General features: G+C 59.9%; 12 protein-coding genes. 10 read left to right on the forward strand and 2 right to left on the reverse strand.

What is annotated here, in order from left to right; all coding sequences use genetic code 11:
* Positions 1 to 37 precede the first annotated feature (37 nt).
* Positions 38 to 898, forward strand: a complete 861-nt coding sequence (locus tag AAC126_RS14030; RefSeq protein ID WP_339854336.1) for a DUF1194 domain-containing protein — start codon at positions 38 to 40, stop codon at positions 896 to 898.
* Here the strand turns inward: AAC126_RS14030 and AAC126_RS14035 are convergent.
* Both AAC126_RS14035 and AAC126_RS14040 read right to left on the reverse strand, forming a co-directional pair.
* On the reverse strand, positions 895 to 2,625 hold the full coding sequence (locus AAC126_RS14035) for a hypothetical protein (RefSeq protein ID WP_339854337.1): 1,731 nt from the start codon (positions 2,623 to 2,625) through the stop codon (positions 895 to 897). The two genes, AAC126_RS14030 and AAC126_RS14035, sit on opposite strands and share 4 nt — an antisense overlap.
* 130 nt (positions 2,626 to 2,755) lie before the next feature.
* Positions 2,756 to 3,637 carry a DMT family transporter gene (locus AAC126_RS14040; protein WP_339854339.1) on the reverse strand — a complete coding sequence of 294 codons (882 nt, stop codon included), beginning with the start codon at positions 3,635 to 3,637 and terminating at the stop codon, positions 2,756 to 2,758.
* Between the two features lie 241 nt (positions 3,638 to 3,878).
* On the opposite strand from AAC126_RS14040, the gene AAC126_RS14045 reads away from it, so the two are divergent.
* The 9 genes from AAC126_RS14045 to AAC126_RS14085 form a co-directional block, all read left to right on the forward strand.
* Positions 3,879 to 4,346 (forward strand): SUF system Fe-S cluster assembly regulator, encoded by a 468-nt coding sequence (locus AAC126_RS14045; RefSeq protein ID WP_339854341.1) that lies wholly within the window; start codon positions 3,879 to 3,881, stop codon positions 4,344 to 4,346.
* A 57-nt stretch (positions 4,347 to 4,403) separates the two neighbouring features.
* Entirely contained in the window at positions 4,404 to 5,861 is a 1,458-nt protein-coding gene (gene sufB, locus AAC126_RS14050; RefSeq protein WP_339854342.1) for a Fe-S cluster assembly protein SufB, read from the forward strand.
* Positions 5,862 to 5,908: 47 nt separating this feature from the next.
* Positions 5,909 to 6,664: a Fe-S cluster assembly ATPase SufC gene (gene sufC, locus AAC126_RS14055; protein WP_339854353.1), complete on the forward strand. Its 756-nt coding sequence runs from the start codon at positions 5,909 to 5,911 to the stop codon at positions 6,662 to 6,664.
* 20 nt (positions 6,665 to 6,684) lie between these two features.
* A complete protein-coding gene (gene sufD, locus AAC126_RS14060; RefSeq protein WP_339854344.1) occupies positions 6,685 to 8,016 on the forward strand; it encodes a Fe-S cluster assembly protein SufD in 1,332 nt (443 codons plus the stop codon).
* Positions 8,013 to 9,242: a cysteine desulfurase gene (locus AAC126_RS14065; protein WP_339854346.1), complete on the forward strand. Its 1,230-nt coding sequence runs from the start codon at positions 8,013 to 8,015 to the stop codon at positions 9,240 to 9,242. The genes sufD and AAC126_RS14065 overlap by 4 nt, the downstream gene beginning before the upstream one ends.
* Positions 9,242 to 9,643, forward strand: coding sequence for an SUF system Fe-S cluster assembly protein (locus AAC126_RS14070; protein ID WP_339854355.1), 402 nt, complete (start codon positions 9,242 to 9,244; stop codon positions 9,641 to 9,643). Before AAC126_RS14065 ends, AAC126_RS14070 begins: the two co-directional genes overlap by 1 nt.
* A 58-nt stretch (positions 9,644 to 9,701) precedes the next feature.
* Positions 9,702 to 10,055, forward strand: a complete 354-nt coding sequence (locus AAC126_RS14075) for an iron-sulfur cluster assembly accessory protein (protein ID WP_028464567.1) — start codon at positions 9,702 to 9,704, stop codon at positions 10,053 to 10,055.
* Between the two features lie 169 nt (positions 10,056 to 10,224).
* A complete protein-coding gene (ppc, locus tag AAC126_RS14080; protein WP_339854349.1) occupies positions 10,225 to 13,047 on the forward strand; it encodes a phosphoenolpyruvate carboxylase in 2,823 nt (940 codons plus the stop codon).
* Between the two features lie 274 nt (positions 13,048 to 13,321).
* Positions 13,322 to 13,746, forward strand: a 425-nt coding sequence (locus tag AAC126_RS14085; RefSeq protein ID WP_339854351.1) for an ABC transporter transmembrane domain-containing protein, incomplete at its 3' end; no start/stop codon positions are given.

A 13,746-nucleotide genomic window follows, 5' to 3' on the forward strand; every position in this document is an offset into this window, starting at 1 on the left:
AGGTTCTGCGCGCTAATACAGGCGGAGGTCGCCTGGTATGCCGTGTTCGGGTTTTATCGGTGGTTGGCGTAAAGTCGCATTCGGCGCGCTGCTCGCGGTTGCGCTGACCCCGGTATCATCCTCGGCCCAGACCCTGTCTCAGGCTTCCCCGCAGCTTGTCGATCTGAAGCTGCTGCTCGCGGTCGACGTTTCCGGCTCCATCGATTTCTGGGAGGCAGATCTTCAGCGCGACGGCTATGTGAAGGCGCTGAAGGACGATACCGTCATCAACACGATCCTGTCCGGTCAGACCGGCCGGATTGCGCTCGGCTATGTCGAGTGGGCGGGCGGGGATCACCAGCGTGTCCTGCTTGACTGGACCCTGATCGACAGCCGTGCAGCGGCTCATGCCGCCGCGGACAGCATCAGGGAGCGCCCGCATATGGCCGGGAGGCGTACATCGATCGGCAATATGCTCACCTACGCAACGAACTGGTTCCGGGATGCACGGTTTTTTTCGGAACGTCAGGTGATCGATATTTCGGGCGACGGGCCGAACAATACCGGCGTCAAGGTCGATAAGGCCCGGGATCTGGCAATCGCCAGCGGGATTACCATCAACGCCCTGCCGATCCTCAATGAGCGGCAATCACCCTACGGCTTTCCGAAACTGGTTGATCTGGATGTCTATTACGAGGAATGCGTGATCGGCGGGGATGGTGCATTCATTATTGTCGCCAAGGGGATCCGGTCCTTTGCCGCCGCCGTCAGGCGCAAGATGATCCTGGAAATTGCCGGTCTGGTGCCTGAAAGGCCGGTCCGGGCAATCCCGGTGCAGATGGGCGGCGGGGCCAAGCCCTATGAATGCGATATCGGCGAACAGCAGCTCCACGAATTCCTGAACAGGGATGTGGATTAATTGAAGAATCCGCTCCGGTGCAGCTGCACATGGAAATCCCGCAGGATCTTTTCCTTCTTTGCCGCGTCCGGAACCTGAGCCACCAGCTCGGTTTCGAAGTTCGGGCGGCGCAGATGCTTGACGATGATTTCCCGGGCCAGCTTGGAGGCTTTTCCATCGGGAAGCATTTCCGGCTGGCACATGCTGACCAGCATGAAGGCGCGGATATGCAGGGGTTTGTTCGGATCATCCAGCCGGTCCAGGATCTTGCCGTCGACAACATAGGTCGCCAGCAATTCATCCAGATGCTGCGTCAGTTGTTGTTTTCGGGCATCCGGCAGGTTTGATTTCTGGATCCGGTAGAAGATGGAGGTGATCTTTTCCATCTTCTTGTTGGGCGCCACGCCGGTGCGAATGATCTGGTTGACGGATTCCGGCGTCATGAACAGCCCGTTCAGATGCTGGTCGATATCGTCCTTCAGCAGATCCTTGCCGAGCTCGCTGTCCATCAGGGAAAGCAGATAACCTGCCTTGCGGCCTGGATCCCGGAGCGCGGGCAGGACGCTTGCGGTTGCGTCCTTCAGACCGCGTTCGCCGCCCTTGTTGATGATGTTGGACTGACGGTGCGTGATGGCTTCGGCCATTTCCGGGCCGCCGGTAAGCTCGGTGCCCGGGATCAGGCGCACGAGCATCTCGCGGAAGATCTTAGGCTCCTCCGCCTTGTCTTTGGAGAGGGAGCCGCTGCCCTGTAATTGCCGGCACACCCGGTCCATGACGGACAATTTGGCCTCGGGGAGCTTCTCTGCCTTGAACAGGCTGTTGATCTTCGCCGCCGTCGCTTCGGTTGTTGTTGAATCGGCCGCTTTTTCAGGATCGATTTCCCGAACGCCGTCGGCGATTTCGATCAGCGAGATCAGGGCGCCGGCGAGTGTTTCCTGATCGCCGAGAAGATCCTGCAGGACGGATGCATTGCTGAGTGCATCGCTGATGAACCAGTCGAGATTGGCGAGTGCCGGATCGGATTTGCAGGCGCCGGCCCAATCGACGGACAGGGCGAATTTTCCCCACCAGTCCCTGACATTGACAAGCTCGCGGCTGGCGGCGACCCGAAACAGATATCCCGGAGATTCGCCATTGGCTTTCTGGTTGATCTCGCTGATGGCGTCGTTGATGTCGGTTTTGCTGAGTGATGGGAGATCCACGCCTTCGGCCTGCTTTGCCCGCTGGTTGATCCTGTCGACAAAACCGAAAAGCGTATCCCGCCGGGAACTTGTCTCCATGCCTTCGATATCGCGGGCCTGCATCTGGGCGACCTTCGCGATGGCGGAGGGCATCAGGCTTTCGAAATCCATGACCCGTTTCATCTCACGGGCGTTGTGCATGATCTCGGTCGCGGTCACGGTGTTCTTGTCGAGATAAGCCCGGAACAGCCGGTTGATCGACTTCCTGCCACCGCCGGAAAACAGATCCTCGATGTCCTCGCATACCGGGGCCAGCCTGCTGGCCTCGCCGACTGCGATCCGGTCATTGCTGCCTGTTGCGCGGAGCTTTTCGAAAAGGATATCGCCGGGAGACGGATTGCCGATGTCCTTGGTTGTTTCCTTGAGGACACGCACGCCCATGACACCGGGCTTGCCAAGAAACTGCAAGGCAGCTTTCTCGGCACTTTCCAGGTCGCGTGCGGCGCTTTCAATCGCCCAAGATCCCTCCCTAAGAGTGAGGATCTCCAGAGTCTTTTTTCGAAGCATTCTGCCCGATCATCTCCACCGATTTTCCATTTATTTTATTGGTAAAATGGCGGTGGATAAAGATGTTTCCCAAAACGGGACGCGTGCCGGTCGCCATGGTGGCGGATGGTCTCTCACCAGTCATCTGAATTCATCGGTTAAGCCTGCTCGCTTTTTGCTCGCTCCAGATATTCAGAAGGTTTCCGGAAAAAGTAATGGCGCCGCCGATCAGGACATAGGGGTTCCAGGGCTCATGATAGAGCCAGAACCCGATAACGGCGACGAGCGGGAGCCTCAGGAAATCCAGAGGACTGACGATTGTCGCATCCGCATGCGCCATGGCCCGGGCAATGCAGTAGTGCGAGGTGATGCCGCCGACACCGAGCACGGCAATGTAAGGATAAACGTCCACGGACGGGGTGACCCAGAGGGCCACCGACGGGATGAGGCCCATGGGGAGCTGGATCAGATTCATGTAGAAAATGATCTTGAAGGCGCTTTCCGTCGAGGCGAGTCCGCGGGTGAAGACGTAGGTGCAGGCGAAACAGACGGCGGCACCGATCACCGCGAAGGACGCCGGCTGCAACAGCTCGGAGCCGGGCCGCAGGATCACCAGTATCCCGGCAAATCCGAGGAGAACGGAAATAACCCGTATCCGGGTCAGGCGCTCCTTCAGAAAGATTGCCGCCAGGATGGCGGTCCAGATCGGGGCGCTGAATTCGAGGGAGAAGACAGCGGCCAGCGGCAGCATGCTGACGCCGAAGATCCAGCCGAGCTGACCGCCGAAGTGAATGATGTTCCGGCTGAGATGCACTTTCAGGCGTGCTGTCCCCAAGCCGGTGAGGCCGAGCTTCCAGGCGTAGGGGCTGAGCAGGAGCACGCAGATCACCGTCCGCATGAAGATGACCTGGAAGACCGAAATTTCCTGGGTCAGCTCGCGGGCGGCCACGGCCATCGATGTGAAGGAGGCAAGCGCTCCCATCATCCAGAGGACGGCGAGCAGAGGCTGTGAGGAGGTGTTCGTCGTGGACATGCAGGGGTTCGTCAGCTATCTGGTGCGTGAAAGACAGTGGCTGGCATATCCTTTATGCCGCGAGGCCCGCATCCTGCGATATTTCGCGGCCTGGGTCTTCCTGAATATCTCGCTGTGCCGGTGCCCGCCCGGAATTAGAATCTTTCAAAAAAAATCTGCCCGGTCCGGAGTTTCAGGTTGATTTTCGCGCCAGTGAGGTTAATTAATTGGTACGAATTTAGTCCGCTTTATGGACGGTGCGATGCTGAAGCTGAACAAGATGACAGATTATGCGGTGGTGGTGCTCGGCCAGATGGCCCGGGACCCGGGCCGTGTCCGGACTGCGGCAGTGCTGTCTGAAACAACGGCGATACCGCTTCCCACTGTCTCGAAGCTGCTGAAAATCCTTGCCGGTGTGGGGCTTGTGACCTCGCATCGCGGGGCGAATGGCGGTTATTCGGTGGACAGGACGGCGGAGCAGGTGACGGTGGCGGACATCGTTCAGGCCATTGATGGCCCGATAGCGCTGACAGCCTGTGTGGATGACAGCGACGGCCAGTGCGAGGTCAGCAATTCCTGCCCGATCAGCGGGAACTGGAACAGGGTCAATCTCGCAGTGAGGCGGGCGCTGGAGGATGTCACCCTGGCAGACCTTCTGGACCCGACGGAAATGTTTCCGTTACAGCCCGCTGCGGCGGGCATGCGTCAACCGGTGACGGCTGACGGCTGACGGACGAATTCGAGTGCAATTGAGACTGGCGTTTTAGGATAGCGGGATAAGACAATCATGGCGGCAACTGTCGAGACAATCGAACAGGTCGAACAGCTCGGTACTGAAAAATACAAGTACGGGTTCGTTACCGACATCGAGTCCGATATGGCTCCGAAAGGCCTCAGTGAAGAGGTGATCCGCTTCATTTCGGCCAAGAAGGAAGAGCCGGAATGGATGCTGGAATGGCGCTTGAAGGCTTACGAGCACTTCAAGACCATGGAAGAGCCGGATTGGGCCAAGGTCGAGTACACACCGATCGATCTCAGCGATATCTATTACTACGCAGCACCGAAGGTTAAAGAGAAGCTGAACAGCCTGGATGAGGTTGATCCGGAGCTTCTGCGCACCTATGAGAAGCTCGGTATTCCGTTGAAAGAGCAGGAAATCCTTGCTGGCGTGGTTGCTGTCGATGCGGTGTTCGATTCCGTGTCCGTCGCGACGACATACCGCAAGAAGCTCGCAGAATACGGCGTCATCTTCTGCTCCATTTCGGAAGCCATCAAGGAGCATCCGGAGCTGGTGAAGAAGTATCTCGGCTCGGTCGTCCCGTATTCCGACAACTACTTCGCGACGCTGAACTGCGCGGTCTTCACCGACGGCTCCTTCGTCTACATCCCGAAGGGCGTGCGCTGCCCGATGGAACTATCCACCTATTTCCGTATCAACGCGGAAAATACCGGACAGTTCGAACGCACGCTGATCATTGCCGAGGAAGGCTCCTACGTCTCCTATCTGGAAGGCTGCACTGCTCCGCAGCGGGACGAGAACCAGCTTCATGCCGCGGTTGTCGAACTGGTCGCCATGAAGGACGCGGAGATCAAGTATTCGACGGTGCAGAACTGGTATCCGGGCGATGAGACAGGTGCCGGCGGCATCTACAACTTCGTGACCAAGCGCGGTGCCTGCCGTGGCGACAGCTCGAAGATCTCCTGGACCCAGGTGGAAACCGGCTCCGCCGTTACCTGGAAATACCCGAGCTGCATCCTGCAGGGCGATAATTCGGTCGGCGAGTTCTATTCGGTCGCCATCACCAACAACGCCCAGCAGGCCGATACCGGCACCAAGATGATCCATATCGGCAAGAACACGAAGTCGACGATCATTTCCAAGGGCATCAGCGCTGGCAGGGCGGACAATACCTATCGCGGCCTGGTCAAGGTTCTGCCGGGGGCCGAGGGCGCCCGCAACTATACCCAGTGCGACAGCTTGCTGATCGGTGATCAGTGCGGCGCCCACACGGTGCCCTACATCGAATCCCGGAACCCTTCGGCCCGGATCGAGCATGAGGCGACAACCTCGAAGATCAGCGAGGACCAGCTCTTCTACTGTTCCCAGCGCGGCCTTTCGGAAGAGGACGCGGTCTCGATCATCGTCAACGGATTCTGCAAGGAAGTCATGAAAGAGCTTCCGATGGAATTCGCCGTTGAGGCACAGAAACTTATCGGCATCAGTCTTGAAGGCAGCGTCGGCTGACGCGCCACAACATCAAAAAAATACGACGTTCGGAGAGAGATATGGCTCTGTTGGAAATCAAGAATCTGCACGCCTCGCTGGAAGAGGAAGGCAAGGAAATCCTGAAAGGGATCGACCTCGTCATCCAGCCCGGCGAAGTGCATGCGATCATGGGCCCGAACGGGTCCGGCAAAAGCACGCTGTCCTACGTGCTGGCTGGCCGTGACGGCTATGAAGTGACCGAGGGCGAAGTGATCTTCGGCGACAAAGACCTGCTTGAGCTGGACGCGTCAGAACGCGCCAACGAAGGTGTCTTCCTGGCTTTCCAGTATCCGGTGGAAATTCCGGGCGTGCCGGGCATGACCTTCCTGCGCGAGGCGCTGAATTCCAAGCGCAAGTATCACGGCGAGGAGGAGCTGGACGCGATGCAGTTCCTGAAGCTGGTGCGCGCCAAGGCGAAGTCGCTGGAAATGGGCGACGACATGCTGAAACGCGCCGTGAATGTCGGCTTCTCCGGTGGCGAGAAGAAGCGGAACGAGATCCTGCAGATGGCGGTGCTCGAGCCGACCCTTTGCGTTCTCGACGAGACAGATTCCGGCCTGGATATCGACGCCCTGAAGATTGTTGCCGACGGTGTGAACGCGCTGCGCGACGAAAATCGCGGCATGCTGCTGATCACGCACTATCAGCGCCTGCTGGATTACATCCAGCCGGACTTCGTGCATGTCATGGCAGCGGGCAGGATCCAGCGGTCCGGCAGCAAGGAGCTCGCGCTTGAGCTTGAGAAAAATGGGTATGCCGATTTCACCGGCAAGGCTGCCTGAACAGGTTCGGAGAACGAGACATGCCGAACGATATGGCAAATGACAATGCGCTGCTGAAGGCTTTCAGCGCGGCGGCGCCCCTTGGCGGCGCGCCGGACTGGTACGGGGCGGTTACCGCCGCGGGCGCTGCGCGCTTCGAGAGCCTGGGTCTGCCGACCAACCGGACGGAAGCCTGGAAATATACCAGCCTGCGCAGCCTTGGCAGCATCGCCTTCGCGGCACCCTCCGCCGCTGTGGAAGCCGTTGAGATCCCGCGCGACAGCGTGGCGGACATCAAGGGGATCGAGATCGTTCTGGTGAACGGTCAGCTCGATGAAAGCCGCTCGACGCTTGAGAACCTGCCTGCCGGTCTGGCGATTACGCCGCTGGCGAAGGCTGTCGAATGGGGCAATGGCGTGGTCAAGAGCGTGCTTGAGGACGAGAGCGCGATTGACGGGCTGCCGCTTGCGGCCCTGAGCACGGCCGGAATCACCGGCGGTGTGCTGATCGAGATTGCCAGGAACGCCGAGATCGCAAAGCCGGTTCACATCATCTCCATCGGTACGGCCGGTGACGAGCCGGTGGCTTTTGCACCGCGCAACGTCGTCTGGGTCGGAGCGAACGCCAAGGCGACGCTGGTGGAAAGCCATGTTGGTGTGGGCGAGAGCAGCTACTTCTCCAACTCCGTGACCCATGTCACGGTCGGGGACGAGGCGGTCTTCCATCACTACAAGCTGCAGAACGAGGCCCGCTCGGCCTATCACGTCGCGATGACCCATGTGACCTGCGGCGAGAAGGTGATCTACGACAATTTCGCCCTGTCCTGCGGTGCGAAGCTGGCCCGGAACGAAATACGCGGCAAGCTGGACGGCTCCGAGATCCTCTATGCGGTGAACGGCGTCTACATGGCAGCGGCGAACCAGCATCACGACAACACCACTTTCATCGAGCATGCCAAGCCGAACAGCCAGTCTCGCGAGATTTACAAGGGCGTGCTGGATGAGAACGGTCGCGGTGTATTTCAGGGCAAGATCCTGGTGCAGCGCCCGGCGCAGAAGACCGACGGCTACCAGATGAACCGGGCCCTTTTGCTGTCCCGCAAGGCGGAGATCGACAGCAAGCCGGAGCTGGAAATTTATGCAGACGATGTGAAATGCAGCCATGGCGCCACGGTTGGCGAGCTGGACGACAATCAGCTCTTCTATCTGAAAGCGCGCGGCATTGCGGAGCATGATGCCCGCAACATGCTGATCGAAGCCTATCTCCGCGATGCGCTGGAGGAAATCCGGATGGAGTCCGTGGCCGAGGCCTTTGGTGCGAAAATCACCGACTGGCTGGCAGAGCGCGCGAAAAGAGAGGATGCGGCGCAATGAGCGAGGCGGGTTACGACGTCGAACGCTTCCGGCAGGACTTCCCGGCACTGTCAACGCTGGTACGGGGCAAGCCGCTGGTCTTTCTCGACTCTGCCGCTTCGGCCCAGAAGCCGAAGCAGGTGATTGATGCCGTGACCCGGATGTACGAGGCCGAGTACGCCAACGTCCATCGTGGCCTGCATTATCTGAGCGAGCTGGCGACGGCTCGCTATGAAGGCGCTCGGGAGAAGGTGCAGAGCTTCATCAACGCGAAGCACAGCCACGAGATCATCTATACCCGTGGCACCACGGACGCGCTCAATCTGGTGGCCCAGTCCTATGCCCGTGCCTTCCTCAAGGAAGGCGACGAAATCATCATCACCACGATGGAGCATCACTCCAACATCGTGCCGTGGCAGATGATCCGGGACGAGAAGGGGCTGGAGCTCAAGGCTGCCGACGTGGACGAGGAGGGGGCATTTCACCTCTCCGCGCTGGAAGCGCTGATCACGGACCGGACGAAGATCATCGCCGTGCCGCATGTCTCCAACGTGCTCGGCACGGTTCTGCCGGTGAAGGAAATCGCCGCGCTCGCCCACAAGGCCGGTGCGATCCTGGTCGTGGACGGGGCGCAGGGCGTTACCCACATGCCGGTCGACATGCAGGATCTCGATTGCGATTTCTACGCTTTCTCCGGCCACAAGCTTTATGGTCCGACCGGGATCGGCATTCTTTACGGCAAGGAAGAGTTGCTGGAGAAGATGCCGCCGGTGCAGGGCGGTGGCGACATGATCAGCACGGTCACGCTCGAGAAATCGACCTGGGCGGACTTGCCGCACAAGTTCGAGGCGGGAACACCGCCGATCGTGCAGGCCGTTGGTCTTGGTGCGGCAGTCGATTATGTGAACGCCATCGGCATGGCGGCGATCGGCGCGCATGAGGGCGATGTGCTGACATACGCAACCCAGCGGCTGGCATCAGTCCAGGGGCTGCGCCTGATCGGCACGGCGCCGGGCAAGGCGAGCGTGTTGTCCTTCGTTATGGATTGCGCCCATCCGCACGATATCTCGACCATCATCGATCAGGCCGGTGTCGCTGTGCGTGCCGGACACCATTGCGCACAGCCGCTGATGGACCGGTTCGATGTACCGGCCATGGCCCGGGCCAGTCTCGGCCTTTACAACACCCGCCAGGATATCGACGCACTGGTCGATAGCCTGGAAAAGGTGAGGGAGATATTTTCGTGATGCACGCAGGCCCCGGAATGCATGACTTTCTCGATCTTCCGCCGCCGGAAGAAGGCGTCGTCGCCGAAACCGGTGAGCCGCTCGCCGAAGGCGTGGCCGTCGCCAAGGAAGACGATATCATCCTTGCGCTGAAAGAAGTCTACGATCCGGAAATTCCGGTCGATATCTATGAGCTTGGTCTGGTCTACGAGATCGCCATCGCGGAAACCGGTGATGTGAAGATCCTGATGACCCTGACGGCACCGGCCTGTCCGGTCGCGGGGCAGCTTCCGATTGATGTCGGCGAAGCGGCGGCAGGCGTCAAAGGTGTTGGCCGGGTTCAGGTCGAATTGACCTGGGAGCCCGCCTGGACGCCGGAGCGGATGAGCGACGAGGCCCGTCTCGCGCTCAACATGTTCTAGAATATGACCCAGCGCATCATTATATAGAGATGACAGGCTAACAGAGGAAAGAGACACCATGTTTCAGCCCGGTAAAGCCCCGATCACTTTGACGGACGCTGCTGCGGAAAGGGTCAAGTCCCTAATGGCGGCGAAACCCGAGGACGGCGTTCTTGGTCTGCGCGTTGGCGTGAAAGCCAAGGGATGCTCTGGCCTCAGCTATTTCGTCGAGTATGCCAAGGAGCGGAAGAAGTTCGAGGATATGGTCGAGGACAAGGGTGTCACCATCTTTGTCGATCCGACATCCGTGATGTTCATCCTCGGCTCCGAGATGGATTTCCAGGAAGACAAATATTATTCCGGCTTCGTCTTCAACAATCCGAACGAGGAAAGCCGCTGCGGCTGCGGCGAGAGCTTCAACGTCGCTTCCTGACCCTCGCTGACAATCAGCCCGTTACCAGGGCTGCGGCACAGCAATGTTCCCTTGACCGGCGTGCCATATCAGCTTTCTCTAAAAAGGAAATGCTGCGTCCGCAAATGAAGGCGGGCGCAAGAGGTCCGTCCTTGTGGGCGGGCGGCATTACGTGTGGGTGTGAGGTGCTGTGCCTGATGAGACCCGCCTGAATCCAGACATTGAAGACGGCAAGGACGCGCCGCTGCGCGAGAATATCCGGCTCCTCGGCCGCCTGTTGGGCGATACCGTTCGGGAGCAGGAAGGCCAGGATGTTTTCAATATCATCGAGACGATCCGGCAGACCTCTATCCGCTTTCACCGCGATGACGAACTGACGGCGAAGCAGGAGCTTGAGAGCATTCTTGAGCGTCTGAATCCGGACCAGTCGGTTCAGGTCATCCGGGCGTTCAGTTATTTCTCGCACCTCGCGAACATTGCCGAGGATCTGCATCACACCCGCCGGAACCGGGCCCACGATATCGCCGGTTCAGCCGCACGGCGCGGGACCATCGAAGCTGCACTCGGCCGCGCTGCCGAAGCCGGGTTTTCGGCCGGCGGCCTTGAGGCCTTCTTCCGGAACGCACTGGTCAGCCCGGTGCTGACAGCGCATCCGACGGAAGTGCGCCGCAAAAGCACCATGCGCCGTGAAATGGCTGTCGCCGATCTGATCGCCAAGCTGGAACGGGGGCCGTGGACGGCGGAAGAGGCGGAGGATATCGACGCCAAGCTCGGCCGCGCGATCCTCACGCTCTGGCAGACCAATCTGCTGCGCCAGAGCCGGCTCGATGTGGCGGATGAGGTCGAGAACGGGCTGACATATTACGACTACACCTTCTTCCGGGAGCTGCCGCGCCTCTATTGCCGTCTCGAGGACCGCATCTCCGCCATGGATACGAGCATGGACGGGAGCGAACAGCCCGTCGAGCTGGCGTCTTTCCTGCGTATCGGCAGTTGGATCGGTGGCGACAGGGACGGCAATCCATTCGTGACCGCCGCTGTCGTGGAGCGCACCCTGCAGATGCAGAGCGAGCGCGTGCTCGGCTTCTATCTGTCGGAGCTGGAGAAGCTGGAGGACGAGCTTTCCCTTTCCCTGCGCATCGTCTCTGTGTCGGAAGAGTTGTCGGCACTGGCGGACAAGGCAGCGGACGTCTCGCAACATACTGTGCTGGAGCCTTATCGCCGGGCGCTCTCCGGTATTGGCAGCCGGGTCGCGGCAACGCTGGAGGCCGTGAAGGAGCCTTTGCCGACTGATATCCTGCCCGCGCATGGAATCCCGCCTGTGGGGAGCGAGGAGCGTTCTGCCTTCGTCAAATATGAGGATCCTGAAGCCCTGCGCGCGGACCTGGATATCGTGCATGCCTCTCTGGTCGCGCATGGCTCTCGCCAGCTGACCGAAGGGCGTCTGCGCCGTCTGCGCCGTGCGGTTGATTGCTTTGGCTTCCATCTCGCCACGCTGGATATGCGGCAAAACTCGGAAGTGCATGCCCGCACCGTAGGCGATCTGCTGCAGGCGGTTGGAGCGGTGACCGATTATGCTGCTCTGGGTGAGGAGGAGCGGATCGCCCTGCTGTCATCGGAGCTGGGGACGCTCCGCCCGCTGCTGCGTCCGTTCGAGAGCTATTCGGAGGAAACCGAGAAGGAGCTGGCGATCTTCAGGGCTGCTTCGGCGGCGCACAGGCGCTATGGGCCCCGTGCGATTACCACCGCGATTATCTCCAACACCCAGAGCGTCTCGGACCTGCTTGAGCTGGCAATCCTCCTGAAGGAAGTCGGCCTCGTCACGCCGGAAGGCCGAAGCGCCGTCAATATTGTCCCGCTGTTCGAGACCATCGAGGATTTGCGCAATTGCGTTGGAGTCATGGACCGGTTGCTATCCATTCCGGCCTATCGCGCGCTGGTGGACGATCTCGGCGGTGTCCAGGAAGTCATGCTCGGCTATTCCGACAGCAACAAGGACGGCGGCTATCTGACGTCCGGCTGGGAGCTCTATAAGGCCGAGATCGCGCTGATCGACCTGTTCCAGCGGCACAATGTCCGGCTGCGCCTGTTTCATGGCCGTGGCGGCACCGTCGGGCGCGGCGGCGGCCCGAGTTTCGAGGCTATCCTGGCCCAGCCGGCCGGTGCGGTGGACGGTCATATCCGCCTGACAGAGCAGGGCGAGATCATCTCCAGCAAGTACACGAACCCGGATCTTGGGCGCCGAAATCTGGAGATCCTTGCCGCCGCATGCCTTGAAGCCTCGCTGTTGCGGCCGGACCGGGATGACGTTCCGGCGGAATTTCTGGAGGCTATGGAAGAGCTCTCGGCCAGTGCTTTCAAGGCCTATCGCGCGCTGGTTTATGAAACGCCGCGTTTTGACGAATATTTCTGGGGCTCAACGGTCATCAACGAGATCGCGACCCTGAATATCGGCTCGCGCCCGGCTTCCCGGAAGAAGCTCGGCAAAATTTCTGATCTGCGCGCCATTCCCTGGGTTTTCAGCTGGTCGCAATGCCGCCTGATGCTTCCCGGGTGGTATGGCTTTGGCAGCGCGTTCCAGGCATGGCTGGTGGCGCATCCCGAGGATGGGCTGGAGCGTCTTCGGGCGATGTATCGGGAATGGCCGTTCTTCAAGGCGCAGCTCTCGAACATGGCCATGGTTCTGTCCAAGACCAATATCGCCATCGCCTCGCGCTATGCCGAACTGGTCGAGGATGGGGAATTGCGGGACGCGATCTTCCAGCGGATCCGTGATGAGCGGGAGGTGTCCATCGAGGCTCTGCTCCAGATCATGCAGGACGAAACCCTGCTGGACGGAAACCCCTTGTTGTCACGGTCGATTTCGAACCGGTTCCCCTACCTTGATCCGTTGAACCACCTGCAGGTCAATCTGCTCCGCGACTATCGCCGGGATGCGGATGATCCAAAGGTCTTGCGGGGCATACAATTGACCATCAACGGAATTGCCGCGGGACTTCGCAACAGCGGCTAAGATCTTAACGGCCATATCGGGATTTATTTGTTTCTTCCCCCCTGAAGGGTGGTTCCGGCATAGTCCCGGCGCATAGCCAAAGCTGCGAAGCTTCAGCCAGAGCCGGCGCTACGGATCCGGACTATGGGCCGGGTCTGCCGATCAGGAATATGGCCGTCTGCCGTTCACTGGTGCTTGCGCCAAAGAACGGCCTTGTGCATATGGTCTATAGTTCCATATTTATCGAACAAAGAAAAACGGGTGCGCCACCCGGCGCTGCCCAGCAGGAAATTTCATGTCACGTCGACCGACCGCTAACCTGACCGAGTCCGATCCGCCTGCGACTGCCGAACTTGATACGATCAAATCCCTGCTGCCCTATCTCTGGCCGAAAGGTCAGTTCGAGATGCGGGCACGGGTGGTCGTGGCGCTTGCCTGCCTTGTCATGGCCAAGGCGGCTTCGGTTTATGTCCCGGTCCTCTACAAGGAAGCGGTGGACCTGATCTCGGGCGATAAATTCGATTTCACGGTCCTGCTATGGATCGTTGTCGCCTACGGCATGACCCGCCTCGGCCAGCAGGCTTTCGCGCAGTTGCGTGAATTCTTCTTTGCCCGCGTCGCCCAACGGGCGATCCGTGCGGTCGCCATCAAGACGTTCCGGCACCTGCACCGGCTCTCCCTGCGCTTCCATCTGGATCGCCAGACCGGCGGGCTGACCCG

Origin of the sequence: uncultured Nisaea sp. (assembly GCF_963974195.1) — a bacterium.
GTDB lineage: Bacteria > Pseudomonadota > Alphaproteobacteria > Thalassobaculales > Thalassobaculaceae > Nisaea.